Annotated in this window: 20 protein-coding genes; 18 read left to right on the forward strand and 2 right to left on the reverse strand. The window is 61.7% G+C overall.

What is annotated here, in order from left to right:
* The first annotated feature begins 91 nt into the window (after positions 1 to 91).
* The 3 genes from A7A77_RS14915 (at position 92) to A7A77_RS14925 (ending at position 2,556) form a co-directional block, all read left to right on the forward strand.
* Positions 92 to 1,114 (forward strand): hypothetical protein, encoded by a 1,023-nt coding sequence (locus A7A77_RS14915; RefSeq protein ID WP_022684428.1) that lies wholly within the window; start codon positions 92 to 94, stop codon positions 1,112 to 1,114.
* Between the two features lie 373 nt (positions 1,115 to 1,487).
* Positions 1,488 to 2,174, forward strand: coding sequence for a ParA family protein (locus A7A77_RS14920; protein WP_022684429.1), 687 nt, complete (start codon positions 1,488 to 1,490; stop codon positions 2,172 to 2,174).
* Positions 2,167 to 2,556, forward strand: a complete 390-nt coding sequence (locus A7A77_RS14925; RefSeq protein ID WP_022684430.1) for a hypothetical protein — start codon at positions 2,167 to 2,169, stop codon at positions 2,554 to 2,556. The genes A7A77_RS14920 and A7A77_RS14925 overlap by 8 nt, the downstream gene beginning before the upstream one ends.
* Before the next feature lie 40 nt (positions 2,557 to 2,596).
* Here the strand turns inward: A7A77_RS14925 and A7A77_RS14930 are convergent, their stop codons facing one another.
* Positions 2,597 to 3,715, reverse strand: coding sequence for a replication initiation protein (locus A7A77_RS14930; protein ID WP_022684431.1), 1,119 nt, complete (start codon positions 3,713 to 3,715; stop codon positions 2,597 to 2,599).
* A gap of 1,075 nt (positions 3,716 to 4,790) precedes the next feature.
* Between A7A77_RS14930 and A7A77_RS14935 the strand changes: the two genes are divergently transcribed.
* Positions 4,791 to 4,985 (forward strand): hypothetical protein, encoded by a 195-nt coding sequence (locus A7A77_RS14935; protein WP_022684432.1) that lies wholly within the window; start codon positions 4,791 to 4,793, stop codon positions 4,983 to 4,985.
* Positions 4,986 to 5,017: 32 nt separating this feature from the next.
* Here the strand turns inward: A7A77_RS14935 and A7A77_RS14940 are convergent, their stop codons facing one another.
* Positions 5,018 to 5,491, reverse strand: a complete 474-nt coding sequence (locus A7A77_RS14940; protein WP_022684433.1) for a hypothetical protein — start codon at positions 5,489 to 5,491, stop codon at positions 5,018 to 5,020.
* A 189-nt stretch (positions 5,492 to 5,680) separates the two neighbouring features.
* On the opposite strand from A7A77_RS14940, the gene A7A77_RS14945 reads away from it, so the two are divergent.
* The 14 genes from A7A77_RS14945 to A7A77_RS15015 all read left to right on the forward strand — a co-directional run bounded on the left by A7A77_RS14945 (position 5,681) and on the right by A7A77_RS15015 (position 21,826).
* A complete protein-coding gene (locus A7A77_RS14945; RefSeq protein ID WP_022684434.1) occupies positions 5,681 to 6,964 on the forward strand; it encodes a hypothetical protein in 1,284 nt (427 codons plus the stop codon).
* Between the two features lie 171 nt (positions 6,965 to 7,135).
* The gene (locus A7A77_RS14950) at positions 7,136 to 8,776 is read left to right on the forward strand and encodes a PRTRC system ParB family protein (protein ID WP_066560124.1); all 1,641 of its coding nucleotides are present in this window, start codon (positions 7,136 to 7,138) and stop codon (positions 8,774 to 8,776) included.
* A gap of 37 nt (positions 8,777 to 8,813) precedes the next feature.
* Entirely contained in the window at positions 8,814 to 9,242 is a 429-nt protein-coding gene (locus A7A77_RS14955) for a PRTRC system protein E (RefSeq protein WP_022684437.1), read from the forward strand.
* A gap of 43 nt (positions 9,243 to 9,285) precedes the next feature.
* Positions 9,286 to 9,492, forward strand: coding sequence for a PRTRC system protein C (locus A7A77_RS14960; protein ID WP_022684438.1), 207 nt, complete (start codon positions 9,286 to 9,288; stop codon positions 9,490 to 9,492).
* Between the two features lie 249 nt (positions 9,493 to 9,741).
* On the forward strand, positions 9,742 to 10,659 hold the full coding sequence (locus A7A77_RS14970) for a hypothetical protein (RefSeq protein WP_238564993.1): 918 nt from the start codon (positions 9,742 to 9,744) through the stop codon (positions 10,657 to 10,659).
* Between the two features lie 7 nt (positions 10,660 to 10,666).
* The gene (locus A7A77_RS14975) at positions 10,667 to 11,494 is read left to right on the forward strand and encodes a PRTRC system protein B (protein ID WP_022684441.1); all 828 of its coding nucleotides are present in this window, start codon (positions 10,667 to 10,669) and stop codon (positions 11,492 to 11,494) included.
* 2 nt (positions 11,495 to 11,496) lie between these two features.
* Positions 11,497 to 12,150, forward strand: a complete 654-nt coding sequence (locus A7A77_RS14980) for a PRTRC system protein A (protein ID WP_081643391.1) — start codon at positions 11,497 to 11,499, stop codon at positions 12,148 to 12,150.
* A complete protein-coding gene (locus tag A7A77_RS14985) occupies positions 12,140 to 12,898 on the forward strand; it encodes a PRTRC system ThiF family protein (RefSeq protein ID WP_022684443.1) in 759 nt (252 codons plus the stop codon). The genes A7A77_RS14980 and A7A77_RS14985 overlap by 11 nt, the downstream gene beginning before the upstream one ends.
* 60 nt (positions 12,899 to 12,958) lie before the next feature.
* On the forward strand, positions 12,959 to 13,282 hold the full coding sequence (locus A7A77_RS14990; RefSeq protein ID WP_022684444.1) for a type II toxin-antitoxin system prevent-host-death family antitoxin: 324 nt from the start codon (positions 12,959 to 12,961) through the stop codon (positions 13,280 to 13,282).
* Positions 13,266 to 13,655 carry a hypothetical protein gene (locus tag A7A77_RS18270; RefSeq protein WP_022684445.1) on the forward strand — a complete coding sequence of 130 codons (390 nt, stop codon included), beginning with the start codon at positions 13,266 to 13,268 and terminating at the stop codon, positions 13,653 to 13,655. Before A7A77_RS14990 ends, A7A77_RS18270 begins: the two co-directional genes overlap by 17 nt.
* A gap of 141 nt (positions 13,656 to 13,796) precedes the next feature.
* Complete coding sequence (locus A7A77_RS15000; protein ID WP_022684446.1) at positions 13,797 to 14,669, forward strand: Mom family adenine methylcarbamoylation protein; 873 nt, start codon at positions 13,797 to 13,799, stop codon at positions 14,667 to 14,669.
* Between the two features lie 24 nt (positions 14,670 to 14,693).
* On the forward strand, positions 14,694 to 15,932 hold the full coding sequence (locus A7A77_RS15005; protein WP_022684447.1) for a hypothetical protein: 1,239 nt from the start codon (positions 14,694 to 14,696) through the stop codon (positions 15,930 to 15,932).
* Positions 15,933 to 16,039: 107 nt separating this feature from the next.
* Positions 16,040 to 16,513 carry a hypothetical protein gene (locus tag A7A77_RS15010; protein ID WP_022684448.1) on the forward strand — a complete coding sequence of 158 codons (474 nt, stop codon included), beginning with the start codon at positions 16,040 to 16,042 and terminating at the stop codon, positions 16,511 to 16,513.
* A 162-nt stretch (positions 16,514 to 16,675) separates the two neighbouring features.
* Positions 16,676 to 21,826, forward strand: coding sequence for a helicase-related protein (locus A7A77_RS15015; RefSeq protein WP_022684449.1), 5,151 nt, complete (start codon positions 16,676 to 16,678; stop codon positions 21,824 to 21,826).
* Positions 21,827 to 21,863 lie beyond the last annotated feature (37 nt).

A 21,863-nucleotide genomic window follows, 5' to 3' on the forward strand; every position in this document is an offset into this window, starting at 1 on the left:
TCCAATGTATAGGGTGTTGATAACGATCCATTATCAACACTATGCGTCCGGGCATGCTTTACCGAGAGGTCGTTTCAGTTCACTATTGGCTATGGAAAACCGGCCCTCGCCCATCCGATACGGTCCCGACTATACCCCAAAAATGGTCACGGCGATAGCGGCCGCGACAGCCGCGATTGCCCGTCTCGATGCCCGGATTATCGTCAGTCCGGTGGCCAAAGCATGGTCCACGCGCGCCGCGTGGAGCGGCTATGCGCGGGCCTTGCAATTGCAGTCGGCCGAGGTTGAGGAAATTGACGTATTTTCGTGGGGCTGCGACCTCAAAATCCCTGGTCGTCCTCCCCTCCCCAGCCATCTCGACCTGTTCGACCGCTTCGCGGAATGGCGAGCAGCGTTGCAGGATGACGATCGGCTTCGCTGGCGCGACCGCCTGCCGACCGCGATCGGAGATCCAGCAACGGCGACCGAGCACGCCCCCCTTGTCCGCGCGCTCGATACCGTCCGCCAGCTCGCGCGGATCGACCACAGCATCATGGCCTGGCTGTCCTTGCCATTCGCGTTGCGCGACCGCGGCCTTGTGGCTAGCCCCCTCCCCTGCCTTGCCGGCGGCGCCAAGGCGTTCCGGCTGAAGCCCCGGCCCAATGACGATGATTGGCTGGCCGTGCTGCGCGCCCTCGAAAGCGCGGCGACGATCGCGCTGCAGCGGCTGCACAGCCTCGAGCGGCACTATCGCGACGCTCAGCGCGCGATCGCCGCCGAATACCGCCCTGGCGCCCTCCCTGCGCTGCTGGCGCTGATCCAATATCGCCCTTTGCTCTCCCCGCAATCGGCTGCAGAGTTACTTTGCATGAGTATCGCCGGAGCGAGCAAGCTGTTCGAGCGCGCCGCGACGGCCGGTCTGCTCGTGGAAATTACGCAGCGGCGAAGCTGGCGCCAATTTCTGACGCCGGACCTGGCCGCAGATTTTGGCTATGTGCGGCCAAAGCGGGGACGGCCTGCTAAAGAGCCCCCTCCCCTTCCCGTCGATCGCGATCTGGCTGCGGTATTCGATGCGTTCGACACCGAAATGGCTGCATTAGACAATCTCCTCGCTAGGAAATGCGAGCTCAATTAATTCCAAAGCGCGCTTCTCCCTTCCAGGAAATATGCGTTTTATCAGCCACTTATATTTGTGCAGCGTTATGTGCCGCATATCGTGCGGCGTCTTGTAGCGCAATGTATAACGCGCTGTGTGCTGCGCGGGCGTATTCGCATGTGCGTGCGACTGCGCGGCTACGCGCGCGCTCTAACGCGCCGCTACAGTGTGATGGTGATGTGCATGCAGCATCGCGTGGCCCAGCACGTTCGAGTGCGGACGCGCGGCATACTTGCACAGCGCCTATACCCGCGTTATCACATCCGCATACGGTTGGTGCTGCGCATCCTTACGCACGGTCGGCCTGTGCCGCGCAGGTGAACGCGCGGCCTTATATTAGAGGAGCTAACGAATGCCGGTCATCACCATCGCGCAGAGCAAAGGAGGCGCGGGTAAAACCACACTCGCTCTCGCGCTCGCGTCTGAATTCGAGGCACTAGGCGGCTCCGTATTCATGCTCGATGCTGACCGCCAGAACAGCCTGCTAAACTGGCACCGCGATCGCCGCGAAGAGGGAAGGGGAGGTGACTCCCTCATCACTGTGGAGGATGCCTCCCAGATCCGCGACGCCGAGATCGGCGCAGCTATCAAAAGGGCGAGGGAAAGTGCACAACTGGTGATCGTGGATTCTGAAGGGACGTCCAACTTCAAGACCGCATATGCCGCGATGGACTCTGACTTTGTCGTGATACCAACCCGCTCCTCGCGCCTCGACCTCGAAAGAACCGTGGAAACCAGCGAAATGCTGCAGAAGATGGGTGGCGGGGTGCCATACCGAGTCCTCATTACCCAAACCGGACAGGTCGCGCGCTCGCGCGCCGAGTGGGAAATCGATGCCCAAATCAGCAGTGCATTGCCGATATTCAAGGAGCAAATGCACACACTCGATGCATTCCGCGCCATGTCGAATTTCCGCATGACCCTCGCGGAAGTGGAGCAAGCTGGTCTCGCCAAAACGGAGAAAGCCCGGCGCATAGCCCAGAGCATCCTCGCCGACGTCCTCGGCGAAATTCAGAACAAGGAAGCATCCAATGGCTGAACCCAAACCCGCAACTCCGGCCATGGGTGACATCATCGGCAAAACCCGGCAGCGCCTCGAAACGAATGACGATCCAACCGCTCGCCTCAAAAGCCTGATCGCGTCTACACCGCCGGCGGGTGCCGCGGTCGACCCATCCCCAACCCGGGAACCGCTCCGGCCAACGCCCCCGGCGAATTATTTTCCGCAGGTCCAAGCCGAAACCGCCGCAATTCCCAAGCGCAAACCAATGCGCGGGCCAGCGCGGACCAAACATATCACTATGCGCCTGTCGCAGCCCGAGCGTGACCGACTAGTCCTCTGGTGCGAGGCCAGAAACCTCAGCCTACCCGACGGCATCATCGCCTTGCTCGATCTCGCCGAAGGGGAGGGGCCGGTCTGACGCCCAGGATGCGTTTATGTGAGTAATTGGGGGCAGGGGCCTATGCACGCCCACGTTGCTGCACGAAGGATTTACAAAACCCCTCCCACGACTTGTAAAGTGCATCCCCAACCAGGTTATCCAATCGAGACCCCATCGTCTTGCGATACCCGCTCGCAATGAGATCCTTGTCCCAACCACCGCCATAATCCGCAACGATCGTCAACAAACGCGTGTCGGGGCAGAAGTGCAGGGAATCGCGGGGAAACGGCTTACGCTCGATAATCTTCGGCCGATCCGCGATCGCGATCGTCTCCACCGTGCCCTCACGCCGCGCGCGCCGACCAACCCTAGGACGATCCAATTCGCGCGCGGTTTCCTTCTGATCCTCAAGATCCTTGGGGTGAAACATCAGTTTCACGGCCTCGACCGGCCGACCGCGGCCCGATCCCCGGATTTCCTCCCATTCAACCGTGAAATCCGCCAGTTGATCGATCTCCGCCTTCGACTTCGCCAGCACATCGCGCCGGAACTCGGCAAAGTTCTTAAAGCTGCCGTCAGGAACTCCAAGCTTCCGCCGCAGTTCATCGACCTTCATTTTGTACACCCGGTTCTGCCGATTGATGATCAGACACCCCAGATCGTAAAGGGAGAGAGCATAGCGAGACTGCAGCGCAAGCATCACACCGAGATTGACGCGCGCATAATAGTCCGAACGCTGCAACACCCGCTTGAAATTATCCGAGAACTGAAATTCGACGACGCTCATCCCGTCTTCGGAAATTTCCTCGACACAGCTCGCCAGCAACGCCTGGGACATCACCGCAGGTTTACCCTTCGACGTCGTCGTCCGAATACGAACAATGACCCGAAGCAATTCATCCATCACGGTCTGAATACGCTCATTACCCTTGTGGGAGCCTCGAAGCTCCTTCTTCGTAATAACGAACGTCTTGTCTTCATAGGCTTCCGGACCAGCCTTGCGCAGCATCAACGCAAAAGCTTTGCGCGCAGCAGCGCCAAGCGAGCCGGTCTCGAACTCGGACTCGACCAATTCGCCGGGTTTGCTTACAAAATCGAGATCACGGCGGCGAATCACATCCGCAACGCGCAGCGTCCGGCTCAGACTCTCCAGCCCTGATGTTACCTCGATTTCCGATATGTCCGAATCGAGCTTCATATGAGTTGCATACCATCAACGTGTCATAAAGAGAACCCGCCCCCGTTTACTCACATAGACGAACCCCCGCCGCCTCATGAAAGAGGGCAGGGCGCTCTGTCACCAGCCCCCTAGTCCTCACATGAACGCGCCGCGAAACCCGCAGAAATACACGGGTTTAGGAGCGCCCCCGATTCCTCACATAAACACGATCGGTTGGCCTAGATCATTCAGCTGCCGAAAGACCAAACAATGTGCGCCCCCAGCGACTCACAATAACGCGGCGCCAAGCTGCTGATCCGAATCGGTTTTCCGGGGCTCCCCCGTCCACTCATATAAACGCCGATCCAAAGGACTGACCGCTTACCACTGCAAGCCCAGACGCCCCCGATCACTCATATAAAGAACCGCACGACCGGCGTCAGCCAATCCCGACCGCCACCATCGCCCTCAAAATCGACCCCAAATCCAGCACAGTCGGCCAACAAAACGATTCATTGGGCTGAATCAAGCCCTTCCAAAGGCCACTTCATATCGAATCCCGGCCACCCCCAATCGCTCACATTAACCCCCGGACGCTCATTTAGTTGCCCCCTTCCGCTCGCATTAAAGCCCCCTCGCGCTCACGCTAAAGCCCCCACCGGCTCATATAGAGGCATATCAACGCATTGAGTTTCAACGACTAAATGGCCCTGAATCTTAGAATCCTGAATCTATAGAAGCTCCCGCGCTCCGCTTGGGCGTTTTTATAAGATGATTCTTTAAGAGGGATGCAACCGCGAGGTTCGTTCCAGACACCACCGGCCTGCCCAATCGGACACCGTAACCCACAGCGCATCAAACAACGGCCCTGGCACTTTGATTATGCTAGAGGCAGCAAACTGTCGACCATCGCAGCGTACATTGCCTCCACCTCCGTTTGCGACGTAACGCGGCTATCAGGGCTATCAGCTGGCGCTGTCCGCCACGGTATTCCTCTCATAACGCGCTTCGAGCGACGTCAAGGTCCAAGTAGGGGAGGGGGGAGGGCGATTCACTGCCCAACGCAGGGTTTGCGACAATCCCTCACCCCTTACTCTGATGAAAGGCCCCTGCTATGCCGACCACGTCGGAAACCTCCGCCGAGCGCAAACTCAACAGCTTCCAGCGCGCCTGGGAATATGCCTGCCGTCGGAGCGAGCGGGCCGGCTATCCCCAGACCATCGTACGAACCGGTCTTGTCGAACAGCCATTCCTGGTCACCGCAACCCCAGACAAAAACGCCGAGATTGCTGCACAGGTCATGCCGTGACAAAATACCCCGCCCGGAAACCCTCTATTCTCTCAACCAGCTGGCGCCCGAAATGTCCGCCACGATCGACCAAGTGGAAAAGACGGTGTGAACAGGCCGACCGGGCCATCCGGTTCCGGCGATACATAGGGTGAGATCGGATCGCTCACGGGATGGTGACGGGCTACACTGCCCCGTGTCTTGAGTATCCCGGCAAGCCAGTCGAGATCGTCGAGCATATGGGACGCACCGCGTCCGGCGAGCGCATAATAGATCGAACGCTGGTAATCATCGCCTCGCTCTCCCAGAATCCGGCCCAGCTTTCGCCGACCATCTGGATGGCGGGTACCGACAAGATGCACAGCCTCGAGCAGCTCCACCACAGAGTAATACGCGTCGTTCGCTTCGACACCGATCGACAGCGCCGCAATCGCCCGGCGCTCCGGACGCTGCACATGATCCAGCGACGCATCGACAAGCGTGATGTCGATATCGATCCGGCCAGGCAGTTTCTTCGGGCTGCTCATGTGACATCTCCTAGACAAGCAAAAATAGGAACATATCACGAACAGGGCCAATCGACCAGAGCAACTTCCTCCAGACCGTTATCAGGCGATACGCCATGTGCTATGCTCCTCACCGAACGCCAGTGGACAGGAGAATGTGCATGCTGACAGGATCAGCGGCATGCCCCCGATGTCGCCCTGGATCGTTCCATGTGGCTGGTTGATCGCGGGGGCAGGGGGCACCAACGTATCCCGATCGATCCGATCGTGCGCAACGCGCTCGTGCGATGGTACGTCGGAAAGGGCAATCACGACGACGAAGAAGCCGGCGTGGTGCTCGTCGAACAGGCTAGGCTCGGCGACATGTGGATCGCTTGCGACTGCCTGGGCGCGCAAGTCGCTCCGCCGCTGATGACCCCGGCCTATCTCAGCGAAGCGGAAACTTTCTACCTCAGACGTCTGACGGGTCCGGGAAGACCCGAACATCGCCTCGATTGTCCATTCTTCCATGCCCAGGCCGCTCCCGGACACATGGCGGCTGCCGATCCGGTTCGGCCAGTCGACCGTCTCGATGGCTATTTCTCGGTGCTGAAGAGGGCTCCGGTTCGTCTCGCGCGCGCACCCGACGACAGCGCGAGCGGACGTATTCGCCAACCACATATCCCGCGGCTTGCCCGGTTGATGTGGCGACTACTCGATCTTGCAGGTCGCAACCAGGCCATGCTGTCGCCCAGTGACGAACGGGGCATCGCCAGCGAATTTGCCGCAATCCAGCAGGTCGCCGCTCATATCGAAGTTGCCCCAGGCGTCGAGTTGGCGAGGGTGCTATGGACGCACGGTTCGGCCTTCCGGCACCGGCGCGTCTATGCCGGTATTCGCGCGCTTGCTCCCCGTTGGCCACGCGGACACGCGCCGCAAGGTTTCCTCCTGCTGTTTGCCAACAGCATCGAGGGCAATATCATCCATGCCGCCGGCTGCGATCCGATCGAGATCGCGACCCGCATCCAGCACCCATCGATCCATGGCACACCCGTCGCCGGCCCCTATCTGGCACTGATCGTCATCGGCGAGCTGCCGCAGGTGAAAGGCTACGCGCCGCTGCGCGCTTACGCCCAGCCCATCTATTCCGGCCAGCGCTTCATACCGGTCGATTCCGATTTCGAACGCACCGTCTTGCGCGATCTCCTGCGGATCCAGCACCGGCTCGACGAACATTATTACGACAGCGCGATCACCAAGCCCTTGTTCGATATCCAGACACCCGTTGGGAACTGCCGGCCCGACTTCATCATCGAAACATACTCTCGTGAAACCGGCGAGAACCGTATCGCCATAGTCGAGGCGATGGGCTTCGACACAGACGCCTACCGCGACGCCAAGGCGATCACGCATCCGCGCATGGAAAAGATCGGCCCAGTCATCGATATCAATGACGCTGAACTTCGCAACGGCTTACTGCACGCACGTCTGCTGGATTTGATCACCAGCGGCTGAAGCCGCGGCCTGGCTCGCCATCATTTTTTCCAAACACACGAAAACGACCAACCTGGCCTGAGGCCCGATGGGCCACGAAAGGCAAGGGGGAGGGGAGCGGAATGGACTCGCCGGAATGAAGGCGCACGGCCGTGAAGGACGGGTCCGCGACATTCCGCAAGGAGACGTGTCTTGGACGCACTAGAACCCAGTCCCGAAATCACCCTGCCGCTTTCCAAAATCGTCAAAGGAGATAATCCGCGCCGCTATTTCGACCGAGCCAAGCATGAGGAACTCGTGGCGTCGATCCGTCGGCGCGGCGTCTTGCAGCCCATCCTGCTCCGACCAAAGGAAGGGTTCTTCGCTATCGTTGCCGGCGAGCGGCGTTATCGGGCCTCACTCGAGGTTTACGGCCCGGAAGGCGAAATCCCGGTCGTCATTCGCGACATGACCGATCAGGAAGCCCTCGAAGCGGCAATCGCAGAGAACCACGATCGCGACAACGCATCGGAGACCGAACAGGCCGATGCCGCCGTGCGCGTCCTTGCCGCATGTCATGGTGACCGCGCGGAAGCCGCAAAGCGTCTGGGATGGTCACGCACCATGTTCGATCGCCGGCTTGCCCTCGCGGAACTATCCGAACCGGTCAAAACCGCGCTGGATGAACGCCGGATCAAGGTCGGCCATGCCGAACTGCTCGCCGCGGTGCCGAAGGACAAGCAGGACAAGGCTCTCGAAACCATCCTTACGGCCCAGCTCGACGTCGCCAAGACACAGGAGCTTCTCAAGCGTGTGACACAGGACCTTGCGTCCGCCTGTTTTGACAAAAGTGAATGCACCAGGTGCCCCTATAATTCCGCAACCCAGCGCGCGCTCTTCGAGACCCATGTCGACGACGGCTATTGCACCAATGCCGGATGCTTCCAGCTCAAGACCGAAGCCGCCGAGGTGATCCGGTTTGAGAAAGAAGCGCAGGCTGAAGCCGCGGCAAGGGCTGCGCTCGCAAGATCGCCTAATGATGACGGGGCGCCGCCCGCCGATACGGATACCGATACCGTGCCGTCCGCGACTTCGCAGCATGGGGAAGGGGAGGGCGAGCCACCTTCGGCACAGTCCGAAGCCAATCCATCGCCGACGCTTGCTCCGGCCACTCCGGTGAAAGCGACGCAAAGCTCCCCGAAGCCCGGTGTGACCGCCAAATCGATCGCCGCACGCACGAAGGAATTTCGAGAAGCGACATGGCGAACCGCCCTTGCGCGCGCGCTTGCCGGCAATACCGATCACGCCCGGACGACCATCCTTGTTGCGGCGATGTCGGGCAGCCTTGCACAGATCAAGGCCGAAACGCTGACATCGCGCGCAGGTTTCCTGGTCGGCGAGACTTTCCCGGATCTCGATTATGCGGAAAAGATCGCTCAGATCCAGGCGCTGAACGATGCCCGCTCGGCGAACGTCTTGTCCGTCATTGGCGCCGCTTATGCCAAGGACGTCCTCAGCTTCAGCCACGTCGCCGATCTCGCACGCGTGTTCCAGGTCGATCTGCGCGACAGCTGGCAGGCCGATCAATCCTTTCTCGAGCGGTACACCAAGGACGAACTCAGCTTCATCGCCCAGGAATGCGGCCTCGTTGCCCACATCGGCGCGAAGGCTTTCGCCAAGCTTCTCGCCTCCAAGAAGACCGAACTCATCACCGGTATGCTCAACCGCAGTGGGTTCGACTGGGCCGGACGACTGCCCGGCGCAATGACTCTCGACAGCATCTATGGCCCGCCGCCGGCCCCAACACCCGTTCCCGAGGAAGCCCCCGCGCGCGTCGCCGAATTCGTCGCCTGATTACCCTCCCGATCCCCACACGAAAGGACTGAACACCATGCTTGTCACAAGCCTGCTGCCGCTGCTCGCCCGCTATTCGCTCAGCTTCGATCTTGTCGCAGGACCTGACGACACCGTCACCCTGACCATCATCCCCCGCAAGGCTGAAGGCGCCAGCGACACTCTCGACAAAAGCGAGACACGCCCGATCGCCATTACGGCAAGCGCGACCGAGATCGATGCCGAACTCGCCAGGGGATCCGAAGGAGCACTCGGTCAGCTCATCGCCGCGCGCAAGACGCTCGCTGACCAGCTGGCAGGACAGCGCGAGGTCGCCGAAGCCGCCAAGACGGCCGCGATCGAAGCAGCGAAGGCGAAATCAGCCTCGACCCCCAAGATCCCGGCATCCAGCCCCGCGGCCAAAGCCCCGGCTCCGGCCTCTCCGCCCGCGGACGCGAAAGCGGACGAGCCTGCGAGCCTGTTCTGATCCCTCACCATCCGTTTCGACAACCAGCAGTCAGGAGACCCTAATGCAGATCAATCATCTCGAACGCGCCTACCGCTACGATGGCATTGACCTCCCCGTGCCTCCGCACCTCGCGGCCGAGCCGAACGCCCTGCGCACCTACCATGCGACACTCTATCCCGCGATTATCAACGCAGAGATCGTCGATGCCGGCGTGGTCGGAGGCGTCCATGTCACCGAATATCGCCGCGCCGTCGGGACAAAGGGCTGAGTATGGCGCGCCGCAAGCCCGCACCCATACCGCCCGCGCCCCGCAAATCCCTGCTCGAATGGATCGAATGCGATGACGGCAATCCTCCTGGAACCCAGCTCCCCGCCTGCAGCATCAAGGCCCAGACCCTCCATGCGCGGGTCGCCACCAATCCAGCCCTGGCCGGGCATGGTATCTCCGAACCGATCCCCGCCCCCACGGGACTTGCACTCCCGCCGCTCGGCTAATCTTGTCGGGCGGTCACCCGCGGTGTCGAACAATATCCCCGTCCTGTTCGATGGACCGCTGGCGCCGCACCACAAGCTGATCGGTCAATGGGTCGCGGCGCGCACTGCGGAGACGCAAAGCTTCACGCGTCCGGAAGCGCGCCGCCATATCGAACGGGTCTTCAGCAAGGCGGTTCACGAAATCCTCGGCCCCGTCGACATGGTCGAGCTACGCACGGTTGTTCTTCACGGTGACGATCACGGACCGCCTGCAATCGCAGTCGTCTGCGATAGCCTGGGCCAGATTGACCTTGGCTGGATCGAAACCGGTGATGCCCCGATCCGTTGGCGCGCCACTGTCTACAAGGCGCTTGGGCAGACGCTGGGCCGCGCTCTTCCGATCTTCGGATACGACGACCTCTTCGAAGAAGTCTCGATGTACTATTGGGAAGGCGAGACCGACGATGAAGCCGCCCGCCAGAGCATGATCGACATGTACGGCGCCGACGAAATCGAAAACAGCGAGATGACATTGCCGTCGACGATGAACGCGCGGCGCCCCGAATGGATGATCGCGGACAATGCCGCGCGGCCCTCACGTCTCCCGGCACGCTTGCGCCAGCTCCTCGCCGAACTTCACGACGCCCATGCAGCGCTCGGCAAATGCGATCCGAAACGCAGCGCCTGGCATTTCGACTTCGAGACGGTCTGCGAATATGTCCCCGGCATCGAGGAATGCGCAACCCTGCCGCCGCTGACCCTCGTACCCTTCGACCAGTTCGCGCGAGAACTCGACGATATCGGCCGCCATGGCATGGAAATGGGCTTCATGGACTTTTGCGGCCTGTGCCCTCTGCCGGACGCCAAGCGTATCGACGACTGGTTCGCCACTTTGCGCGCCGGCGCGCGCTTCCTCGACTGCGCCCAGGCCCTGCTCAAATACGACCCGACAAGAAGGTGAGACTTTCATGTCCGATTATTCGACCCATTTCGAAGCCGTTGACGGCCGTCTCGTCCTGGCCAACGCGATCCTGCTCTACCGCAGCGATACACGGGGATTGTCCCGTTCCTCTGGCGATGACAGCTTCGCCTTCGCCAGCATGCACCCGGTCACGCTCGACAGCGAGGATCGCCCCACTATCGAAGCGGGAACACCGCTGACCCGCGCGCATCTGCGCCAGTGGACCGAGGCACTCGGCCGCACCGCCATCCCCCATATCCTCCCCGAGAATGTGCTTGTCTCGAACCCTGACGTCCTCGTCTGGTGGGTGGCCGAGCAGGTACGTCCTGCCTATTTCGCCTTATCCTCCCCACCGGACGACCTGCGGGTACTTGGCGCACGGACCATCGTCCCCGTTCCCTATCCGGCACACCTCTTCGTCGCCACCCGGTCAGGCCTCGGAATCTTCGCCCTGCCGGCCAACCAAAGGCCCACGGCGGATACCAGGCTGCTGCATTCGCCGATCCTCAACGTCTTTGTCGAAGGACATTTGTGCTGGGGTAACATCGCGCGGCCCAAACAACTCTCTCCCGCCGCCATCCCCGAGTTCGAGCGCGCCGTGTTCGACAGCTGGTCCACCCATCCCAATCCCGGTCAGGAGTTTACGGTGAAGGGGAAGGGCGGTCTGATCGCGCTTTGGGACGATCTCGCCGCACGTCGGGCACGCCGGTTTCCGGTGAGCCGCCTCAAGCCGTTCATCGCCGGCGCCCGCCGAAGGACCGGACAAAAGCAGCGCGCCAACCCAGGCGATCCGTTCACCCTCGAGCGCCTGATCGCCGCAATCGCAAGGAAATGACCATGATCGCAGACGATCCGACGGCCGCGGCTATTCTCGCCGCCGTGCCTTGTTACCCCATTCCGCCATCCGGCAAGTCGCCCGCAATCGATGCTCTGCGATCCGCGCCTGCCGGTCATGGCATCGCGGTGGGATGCGACGCTGTCATGCTGATCCTGCGCCGGCCTTGGCTCGCGCTCGATGTTCCAATCACTTCCGCGATCGCCGGCTATCTTCCCTATGGCTCTGCAGGAGTGCCCCGTGCCGACCTCCTTTGCGGCCTGATTCCGCAAGAATTTCGAACCTCCATGCTCGATCACTTTCGCGCCGCACTCCCCAATGAGGCAGCGGTATTCGTGCTATGGAACGAGGTCACCCGGCAATTCTCGCTCAGTTACCCGACGATCGACGAAGCGACGCCCTCGCGCCTCGTCTACCGTACACCCGTCCTCCCGCCTGGCTGCTATATGGTCGCGGATGTTCACAGCCATGGGCGAGCGCGCGCCTTCTTCAGCGCCACCGATGATGCGGACGATGCCGATACGACCAAACTGGCGCTCGTGTTCGGCAGGATCGATGATCCCACCGGCCCCGAAATGGTCTCGCGCCTGTGCGCCGGCGGCATGTTCCTCCCCCTGCCACGCAGCCCATTCGCAGGAGAACGTCATGCACAATGACATGCCACAGCGCCATTTCCTCCCCGCCGCCTTCAGCCATCGACCAATCCGGATCCTCCTTGTCGGGTGCGGCGGCTCAGGCTCGCAGATGCTCATGGGATTGACGGCTCTCGATACCGCCCTACGCGCCATCTCCTCGCGCTCTCTCGATGTGACGACGGTCGATGACGACATCGTCACCCAGGCCAATCTTGGCCGTCAACCCTTCTACCCATGCGATGTCGGAACCTCGAAGGCGCGCACGCTAACCGAACGGATCAATCTCGCGCACGGCCTCGACTGGAAGGCCATCCATGGCCGCGCTCCTGACGCCGCTAGGCTTGATGCCACCGATCTCCTCATCACCTGTGTCGACACCGCGTCCGCGCGTCGCGCGATCGGCGCGGCGATGGAAGAGGAACGCAACAAGCCCGACTATTGGATGGACCTTGGAAACCGCGCAAATGACGGGCAGTTCATCATCGGCTGCCCAGCGCCTGAGCGAGGCGAGGAAGAAGCACGCCTGCCCACCGTTCTCGAAGCCTTTCCCGAACTCAGCCATGAAACACTGCCCGATAACGACGCGCCCTCCTGCTCGATCGCCGAGGCGCTGGAACGGCAATCGCTGTTCATCAACCGCGTCGTCGCGAGCCACGCACTCGCGCTTCTGTTCGACCTCTTTGGCCGCGGTTCCATCGGCCACGCTGGTGCGTTCATCAACCTTGGCTCGGGTCAGACCGTGCCAATCCCGCTCCCACGAATCTGCTGAAACTTGCAAAAATTGCCATATTTGCTATTTTGGGAGGATCATTTAGCCAAAGAGAGTCGCATGGCCGATCCCGCAATCGCCGCACCCCCGAAAAAGAAGGTTCCGCTGACCACCTTCCACAACCACACGGGACAATATCTCGATCTCGGGCGCCGGACACCTGTCACCATCACCAAGCATGGAAGACCTGACATCACGTTGGCCGAAGCTTCCTACTTCGAGCGGCTTGAACGAATTGCGGCCGGTCAAATTCTCTCGGTTCTGGATCTGGTTGCCGTCGACGCCGCCGACATGACCAGTGAGCATGCGGCCCTCTTCGAAGCGGCCCGTCCGACGAGAGAGGAAATCGCGTCAGATCGTTGGAACGATGACCCCGCTTCCTAAGGTCGGTGACATACTCCACTACGTCTACCTGTTCACCCACGAACAGCAAGCTGGTCGCGACGAGGGCGTCAAAACACGCCCTGTCATGGTAATCGCCACACAGGGACAGCGGGTGTTTACAGTCGCGATCACGACGAAGGCCGACAGGCAAGCCTCAACCCTGGCAATACCCGATCAGGTAGCGGACGCTGCGGGGATCGCCCGCGGCACCTCAGTCGTCGTCGACCAGTATAATCACTTCACCTGGATTGGTTACGATATCCGACCTGTGTCACCGGAACCTTCCTATGTTGCCGGTCGCATGCCTCCAGGCTTCACCAATGCAGTTATTTCCGCTCTCAAAGCCAACGCGACCGGAATCAATCGAGATTGAGTCCTCACATTACTCACGCTCAAGCATAAGCATTTGAGGTGATCAATGCCTCCAAATCAGCAAACCCAGACGGTTCTCAGGCCCTACGGGCCGCGTTAGGGAAGGGGGAGGGGCAATGGTGATCCAAAGGAGATCACCATCATGCTCACCACACGCAGCCAGCGCTGGCGCGACCGGCGCTGCCACTGGATACCAGACGCGACGGAAATCGATCCGAAACAGCTTGCCGTCGATGTCATAAGCACGAAGAACCAGGCGGCCCCATTCGTGCGGGCACATCACTACACCGCCTCGATGCCTGTCGCGCGCCTGTCGGCCGGCCTTTTCGCCAATGCGGGAGGCGGCCGCTCGGAACTGGTCGGCGTTTGCGTCTTCTCGCACCCGGTCAACAACGCCAGCGTTCCCAAGAGCGCGGGCCTTGCCGATCCGCGCACCGCCTGCGATCTCGGTCGTCTTGTCATAGACGATTCTCAGGGTGGCAATGCCGAGACCTTCCTGATCGCCCGCGCGTTTCGGCTCCTGCGCCGCGAGAAACCCGAAATCCTCTCCGTCATCTCCTATGCCGATCCGGTCCGCCGCGTTGATCCCGACGGGCGGGTGATACTCCCCGGACATTGCGGCCTCATTTATCGCGCCGCAAACAGCCAATATTCCGGCAGATCGAGCCCGCGCACCGACCTCATCCTGCCCGACGGGCAGCCGATCTCTTCACGCGCGCTGTCCAAGATCCGCAACGCCGAATGCGGACAACGCTATGCGATCGATGCGCTCCTCAGTGCCGGGGCACGCCCACCCCGCTTCGGCGAAGACCGCGCGGACTGGCTCGCCGATCTTGAGCGCACGGGCTTCCTGCGCCGACGACGCCATCCCGGATGTCATACCTATCTCTTCCCCCTCACAAAAGCGGCACGGATCGCGGCGCGCAAGGTTCCGAGCCTGCCCTATCCGGTACTCGATCGAAGCGCGACGCTGGGCGATGTAACCGCATTGCCGCTGCTCCACCATGCAGCGTGAGCCCTCGCGCGAGGACCAGTCGACATGACCGACGCCTTCGATCCCGCCGATGCGGCGTGCTGGATAGCGCATGGCCGTGCCCCGCATCATGCTCATGCCATAGCCAATGCCTGGCGCGCCTTTCCTGACCTGCCAAACGATACGCCGCTCGAAGCGCGCATGGCCCGCACCCGCGAGCGCACCGCGATGCTCAAGCCACTCCACGAACGAATAGTGCAAGAAGGCGAGCAACAACGCCAGGCGGCAAACTTCGCCCATGTCGAGCGGAAGGTTGCCGGGGGCAGCACCGACAGCCGGGATAGGGGCATTCTCCATGCCCGTGCCGTCTATGGCTATGACTGGGACGAAGCGGTAGCCTGGGCCGATGGCAATTACGCAGCGAAGGCAGGATGGGAGGCCCGGCCACCATCCCTTACTCGCCAGGGCAAACCCGATCGCCGCCGCGGCGCCTACGACCAGGGATTTCTCGATGGGGGAGGGCGGCCCGATGACATTTTCGACGTCGCCCGCCGATCCCTTGCCGCAGTCACCCCCGAACCTGCCACAGCCACCAGCCCGCCCTCCTCACGGCCTCTGCCTAGCCAGTGGCCCGCGCCCACCGATCTGCCGACACCCGTCTCATGGCACCGGCGTTTACTGCTTCTCGGCGCGACTGAACACGCCGCGGGGACAATCGGCATCCTCGCCATGCTCCATGAGCGGATAGGCCATGACGAAACCACAGTTTGTCTGATCGACGCCCAGACCGGCCTTTACGCCCTTTCTGGCGCGACCGGGCTGCCACCCGGGGATGACGAAGCACTCCGGGCGCATCTTCGTCAGCGTGATTATGCCGACATACTCGCGGTTGCGGAAGAAGCTGAACTCGCACGACTCGATACCGACTCTCATATCTTGCCACTTGCGCGAACAATGGAGCGCACGCGCAACTCGCTGCTCCAACAACGGACGCAGTTTCGTCTCTGGCTTGCCCGCGGTCGGGCTCGAGGCGAGCAGTTTGCAGCCGGCCATATTCGCTGGAGCAAAATGGCAGCAGGGCTCTCCGGACGTCTCGGCGATTTCACTGTCCGCTACGCCGGCCCCGCGCATCCGCGGGGACACCGGATCATCGTCGAAGACGCCTATGGCGAGACCGCAACAGGTTACCGCACTGCGCGCGGCCATGATCTCAATCCCGAAATCGTTATCGGCAACAAGAGCCATCTGCGATCCGCGATGACCGAGCTGCTGCGCCAATATGCCGCGGCCCTGCGCCTGGGATGATCCGATGCGCGATCAGCTCCAATCCGACCGCCCCGCTTCGCGCTGACAGGAAAGGGAAGGGGGAGAGGGGCGGGTGCTTGCCATTGGAGCATCACAGGAGTCCCCCTATGAAAATCGAACTGCGACGTATCACCCACAGCGCCGCGCTATCCCAAGAAACCACTGCCTATCGCGCGGAAATCTGGATCGATGGCGAATTGGCCTTCCATGCCCATAACCAGGGGCACGGGTCCGCCGATTTCTTCGACAAGGTCGGTTGCTGGGATCTGGCTGAGGTCGATACGTGGCTGAAGGCCAACCGGGCGCCAACCGTTCTGGGCGACATAACCCTCGATCATGATCTCGAAGCCGAAGTGAGCGATCTGCTGACACGCGCACTCGAAGGCCGACGGCTGAAACGTCTGCTGCGCACCAATCTGGTCACCATCGAGAAGGACCAGATCTTCCAACATCCACTGCGCAAGCGCCCGATCGCTACCATCTCTAGCGCCGTGCTCGCCACCAATCCCAAGGCTGTCGTCGTCAATGGCGCCGGAGACGAGGTCTTCGAGCACGCCCTCGACCTGCTGATGACCCGTTAGTGACGCTCCAGGTCGGGCCGTGGGCCTGACCGCGATCTTTGCCATGCCCGCGCTGCGACGCCCTTAGCGTCACTCCCGTTCCCGCATGGACTGCTCGCCCCGACGTGCCCCGCACCCCCAGGGCAGGCCGAGCCCTCAACATCGCCTGAAAAGGAAGCTTCCATGCGAAACAGTGCATCCGCGCTGGCGCTCCAGCTGTGCCTGGACTTCGACCAGCCCATCAAGCCCTCGCCAGAACCGCCGAAGACATCCCCTATCGCCTCCGACCTGTTCGAGGTGAAGGCAAAGCCGCCGCACGTGCTGCCGGTCGATTTCTCGTTCGCTGGCGGAAGGACACTCGCCCCGTCGTGGAAGGGCCGCGCCCATGACAATATCGAGGCGATCCGCCTGCTGAACCTGATCGATCGCGAAAATCGAACTGCGACGCGTGCGGAACAGGAAGCGATCGCGAAGTTCATCGGCTTCGGCGCGTCCGAGCTTGCCAACAACATCTTCGCCCGCCGTGGCGATGAATACCGGCAGGGCTGGGAAGAACTCGGGCAAAGCCTTGTCGCTGAAACCACCGAAACCGAACTTCAGTCGCTCAAGCGTGCCACGCAATATGCGCACTATACGCCTGAATACATCATCCGGGCCATGTGGGAGGCCGCCCGCATCCTCGGCTTCACCGGCGGCCAGATCCTCGAACCCGGTTGCGGCAGCGGGTTGTTCATGGGGCTGCGGCCGGACTTCCTCTCCAGCGACACGCTCTTCGTCGGTATCGAGAACGACCCAGTCACCGCACGCGTTACCGGTGCCCTCTATCCCAGCCAGCTCATCCGTTGCATCGATTTCGACAAGGCATCGCTGCCCGGCGATTTCGATCTCGCGATCGGGAATCCGCCCTTCTCGAACGTAACGGTGCAGAACCGTTCGGCTCCCGGACGCCTGGGACTCTCGCTCCATGATTTCTTCATCGCCCGGTCCATCGAGCAGCTTCGCCCCGGCGGCATCGCCATGTTCGTCACGTCGCGATATTCACTCGACAAGAGCGATCCTAAAGCGCGGCAACATATTGATGCCATGGCCGATTTCCTCGGAGCGGTGCGCCTGCCGGGGAAAGCCATGCGCGACGAGGCGGGCACCGACGTCGTCGTCGACATCCTCCTCTTCCAGAAACATCAGCCCGATGCCTCCCGTCCCCGGCGCCACTGGCTCGACCTTGCCGACATAGAAGGCAGCGACGAGGGTAGTGGTCCGCTGCGGATCAACAGCTACTTCCTCGATCATCCCGATCATGTGCTCGGCACTCATGAATGGCGCAGCGGCCAATATGGCATGGAATATGGCTGCGCCGCCGCACCTGACGCCGACATTCCCGCCCTGCTGGCTGCTACGCTGACGGAAATCGCGTCCCGCGAGGCCGGTTCCTTCAGGCCAATCGAGCGGACGACTTCGCTCCGCGACAGAACGGACGTCTCGCTTGACCTCTCGATCGGCACTGCGGCCGACGAGGCCGATTTCAAGGAAGGCAGCTATCTCGTATCCGGCGGCGCACTGCACCAGATCGTCGATGGCATACCCACGACCGTCGCGGTCAAATCCGGCCGGGGCGAACCGGGTCTCTTCGCCAAACATGCCAACGTCATCCGCGCGCTCATCCCGATCCGAGACACCGTCCGGACCATTCTGCGCGCCCAGCTAAACGACGAACCCTACACCATCCTGCAGGAGCGGCTGCTCACGCACTACCGGGCCTTCGTCAAGAAGAACGGCCCGATCAACCGCACCGTCACCACGATCCGTACCGACCCGGACACGGGAGCCGAGAAGGAATATCAGCGGCGCCCCAATCTTCAGCCCTTCCTCGACGACCCCGATGTCTGGCTGGTCGCCTCGATCGAAACCTATGACGAGGCGAACGACGTCGGCACGCCGGGTCCGATCTTCACCGAGCGCGTCGTCAAGCCCCCCGTTACTCATGAAATCCACTCCGCGCAGGATGCCCTCGCGCTCTCCCTCCATGAACGCGGACGGGTCGATATAACCCTGATAGCCGAGTTGCTCGGCACCAGCGAGGCACAGGCGCTGAGCGACCTGGCTGAAGACGTCTATCTCGACCCCATCCGCAGCACGCCGCATTTCAACAACTGGGTTCCCGCAGACGAGGCGCTTTCCGGCCCGGTCCGCACCAAGCTCGCCCTAGCGCGAGAAAAGGCCGATCTCGATCCCCGTTTCCTCGCCACCGCCGCGGCGCTGGAGGACGTGCAGCCGGTCGATCTCAAGCCGAGCGAGATCACCGCGCGGCTGGGAGCTCCCTGGATACCGACCGATGTCATCGAGACCTTCATCGCCGAAACGATGGAGATCGAGACCCGCATCTTTCACACCGTGAACATCGCGAGCTGGACCGTCGACAAGTCTCCCTTCGAGGGACATGTTAGCTCGACCTCGACCTGGGGAACCCCGCGCCGCAGCGCCGCCGACCTCATCGAGGACGCGCTCAACTCCCACATTCCCAAAATTTACGACGTCATCCGTGAGGCCGACGGATCAGAGCGGCGCGAACTCAACACGATCGACACCGAGGCTGCCAAGGAGAAGCTGACGGCCATCAAATCGACCTTCGAGACATGGGTCTGGCAGGAAAGCGACCGCGCTGACCGCCTCGTTCGCATCTATAACGACGCCTACAACAATCTCGTGCCCCGCGCCTTCAACGGCAAGCACCTGAAGCTGCCGGGCGCATCGGACGCCATCCGGATGCGCGATCACCAGAAGCGTGTCGTCTGGCGGATCATCGCGGCCGGCTCCACCTACGTCGCGCACTCGGTCGGCGCCGGCAAGACGTTCAGCCTCTGCGCCGCCGTGATGGAGCAGCGCCGGCTCGGTCTCGCCAACAAGCCAATGGTCGCAGTGCCCAATCACTGCCTCGCCCAGATCGCCCGCGAGTTCCTGATGCTCTACCCGACCGCACGGATCCTCGTCGCCGACGACACCAACTTCGTGAAGGAAAAACGCCAGCGATTCCTCGCGCGCGCGGCCACCGGCAACTGGGATGCGATCATCATCACCCATGATGCCTTCAAGTTCATCCCGACTCCGGCGACGTTCGAGAAGGAGTTCATCGAAGACCAACTCGCGAGCTACGAAGCCCTCGTCGACAACATCGACAGTAATGACCGCGTCTCCCGCAAACGCGTCGAGCGCCTCAAGGAAGGGCTTCAGCGTCGCCTCGAGAACCTGCGTTCCCGCAAGGACGATCTCGTCCATATCGGCGAGATCGGCATCGATCAGATCATCGTCGATGAAGCCCAGCAGTTCCGCAAGCTCACTTTCGCGACGAACCTCGGCGACCTCAAGGGCGTCGATCCTGTCGGTTCACAGCGCGCGTGGGATCTCTATGTCAAATCCCGCTACCTTTCCGGTATCAATCCCGGACGCGAACTGATCCTCTCATCCGGCACGCCAATCACCAACACGCTCGGCGAAATGTACACGCTGCAGCGGTTCATGCAGCACGACGAGCTTTACTCGAAGGGTTTGCACGAGTTCGACGCCTGGGCCGCCAATTTCGGCGACACGCGCACCGAACTCGAACTGCAGCCCAGCGGTAGCTACAAGCCGGTCACCCGCTTCTGCGAATTCGTCAACGTCGCCGACCTGATGGCGATGTACCGCAGCGTCGCCGATGTCGTGCTGAAGGACGACCTGCGCCAATATGTGCAGCTCCCCACCATCCGGGGCGGCAAGCGGCAGATCGTTGTCGCCCAGTCCGCCGCGCCCTTCAAAGCCTATCAGCGGGTGCTCGCCAAGCGCATCAAAGCCATCGAAAGCCGTAGCGGTCGCCCGCAGAAGGGCGATGACATCATCCTGTCGGTCATCACCGACGGCAGGCACTCGGCGATCGACCTGCGCTTCGTCGATGCCGGGATCGGCAACGAAGAGGGCAACAAGCTCAATCTCCTGATCGAGAACGTCCACCGCATCTGGCGGGAGACCAGCGAGAACCGCTACACCGACCCGGAAACCGGCAAGCCCTATCAGCTGCCCGGCGCCGTACAGATGATCTTTTCGGATCTCGGAACCGAGGCCGCCATCGAGACGCGCGGCTTCTCCGCCTATGTCTGGATTCGTGACCGGCTGATCGCGATGGGCATCCCTGCCGATCAGATCGCCTTCATGCAGCATTACAAGAAGAACAGCGCCAAGCAGCGCCTGTTCAATGACCTCAACCAGGGGCGCAAGCGGATCGTCCTCGGTTCGACAGCGACAATGGGAACCGGCGTCAACGCACAGCAGCGCCTGAAAGCCCTGCATCATCTCGATGTGCCGTGGATTCCCTCCGATATCGAGCAGCGCGAAGGCCGGATCGAGCGCCAGGGCAACCAGAACGACGAAATCGAACTCTATGGCTATGCCACAAGCGGCTCGATGGACGCGACCAACTGGCAGATGCTCGAGCGCAAGGCCCGCTTTATCGCCATGGCCATGTCGGGCGACCGCTCCATTCGCCGGATCGAAGATGTCGGTTCGAACGTCAGCCAGTTCGCCCTCGCGAAAGCCCTTGCGTCCGGCGATGACCGTTTGATGAGAAAAGCCGGGCTGGATGCCGAAGTCGCCCGGCTGGAGCGGCTGCGCGATGCCCATGTCGACGACCAGTTCAATATCCGCAGAACCATCAGGCGCACGATCGACGCGATCGATGAGGGCAGGGCGCGGATCGTCAGGCTCGAACAGGATATAGCCCAGCGTATACCAGCGAGGGAGGATGAGGTCATATTGGCGTTGGAAGGCCAAATCATCTCCGACCGCAAGGCTGCCGGCGAGCGGATCATCCGGAAAGCCCTCGACCTGCGCAAGAGTGGCGCCGACACCCTTATCATCGGATCACTGAGCGGCATCGACCTCAAGGTCACCAGCCACCCCGCCCTGAGTGACGACGGCAGGCGCTACCTGCGCGTGATGATCGCACCGGTACATCACGGCCAGGACCGTGCGTTCGAGATCAGCGAGAAGACCCGGTGGAGCACAGCACTTGGCCGACTGGAATCCTCTCTCGCCAATCTCGATGCCGACCTGGCCGAAGCGAGAGGAAGTCTTGAAGCCAATGAGCGGCGCCTGCCCGCGTTCCAGGCACGCCTTGGTCAGGAATTCCCCGAAACCGCGTTGCTGGAGGAAAAACAGCGCGAACTGGCAGAACTCGAAGCCGAACTGGCCGCGACCAGGGGTGAGTTCGATTCCGACAATGACGATGAGGCACGGGCTGACCGGGGCGATGGCGAGGCTCTCGATTGCGTGGAGCCGGTGCTGGACATGGTCGTGGGTGAGTGAACCGCAGAGAATGGAGCAGACCGTTAGGGCAATACAT

The sequence above is a fragment of the Croceicoccus bisphenolivorans genome, assembly GCF_001634625.1.
Lineage (GTDB): Bacteria > Pseudomonadota > Alphaproteobacteria > Sphingomonadales > Sphingomonadaceae > Croceicoccus > Croceicoccus bisphenolivorans.

Excerpts from the sequence above, each read along its gene's own strand:
- A7A77_RS14915 (WP_022684428.1), top strand. The coding sequence starts at position 92 with ATGGAAAACCGGCCCTCGCCCATCCGATACGGTCCCGACTATACCCCA.
- A7A77_RS14920 (WP_022684429.1), top strand. The coding sequence starts at position 1,488 with ATGCCGGTCATCACCATCGCGCAGAGCAAAGGAGGCGCGGGTAAAACC.
- A7A77_RS14925 (WP_022684430.1), top strand. The coding sequence starts at position 2,167 with ATGGCTGAACCCAAACCCGCAACTCCGGCCATGGGTGACATCATCGGC.
- A7A77_RS14930 (WP_022684431.1), bottom strand. The coding sequence starts at position 3,715 with ATGAAGCTCGATTCGGACATATCGGAAATCGAGGTAACATCAGGGCTG.
- A7A77_RS14935 (WP_022684432.1), top strand. The coding sequence starts at position 4,791 with ATGCCGACCACGTCGGAAACCTCCGCCGAGCGCAAACTCAACAGCTTC.
- A7A77_RS14940 (WP_022684433.1), bottom strand. The coding sequence starts at position 5,491 with ATGAGCAGCCCGAAGAAACTGCCTGGCCGGATCGATATCGACATCACG.
- A7A77_RS14945 (WP_022684434.1), top strand. The coding sequence starts at position 5,681 with ATGTGGCTGGTTGATCGCGGGGGCAGGGGGCACCAACGTATCCCGATC.
- A7A77_RS14955 (WP_022684437.1), top strand. The coding sequence starts at position 8,814 with ATGCTTGTCACAAGCCTGCTGCCGCTGCTCGCCCGCTATTCGCTCAGC.
- A7A77_RS14960 (WP_022684438.1), top strand. The coding sequence starts at position 9,286 with ATGCAGATCAATCATCTCGAACGCGCCTACCGCTACGATGGCATTGAC.
- A7A77_RS14975 (WP_022684441.1), top strand. The coding sequence starts at position 10,667 with ATGTCCGATTATTCGACCCATTTCGAAGCCGTTGACGGCCGTCTCGTC.
- A7A77_RS14980 (WP_081643391.1), top strand. The coding sequence starts at position 11,497 with ATGATCGCAGACGATCCGACGGCCGCGGCTATTCTCGCCGCCGTGCCT.
- A7A77_RS14985 (WP_022684443.1), top strand. The coding sequence starts at position 12,140 with ATGCACAATGACATGCCACAGCGCCATTTCCTCCCCGCCGCCTTCAGC.
- A7A77_RS14990 (WP_022684444.1), top strand. The coding sequence starts at position 12,959 with ATGGCCGATCCCGCAATCGCCGCACCCCCGAAAAAGAAGGTTCCGCTG.
- A7A77_RS18270 (WP_022684445.1), top strand. The coding sequence starts at position 13,266 with ATGACCCCGCTTCCTAAGGTCGGTGACATACTCCACTACGTCTACCTG.
- A7A77_RS15000 (WP_022684446.1), top strand. The coding sequence starts at position 13,797 with ATGCTCACCACACGCAGCCAGCGCTGGCGCGACCGGCGCTGCCACTGG.
- A7A77_RS15005 (WP_022684447.1), top strand. The coding sequence starts at position 14,694 with ATGACCGACGCCTTCGATCCCGCCGATGCGGCGTGCTGGATAGCGCAT.
- A7A77_RS15010 (WP_022684448.1), top strand. The coding sequence starts at position 16,040 with ATGAAAATCGAACTGCGACGTATCACCCACAGCGCCGCGCTATCCCAA.
- A7A77_RS15015 (WP_022684449.1), top strand. The coding sequence starts at position 16,676 with ATGCGAAACAGTGCATCCGCGCTGGCGCTCCAGCTGTGCCTGGACTTC.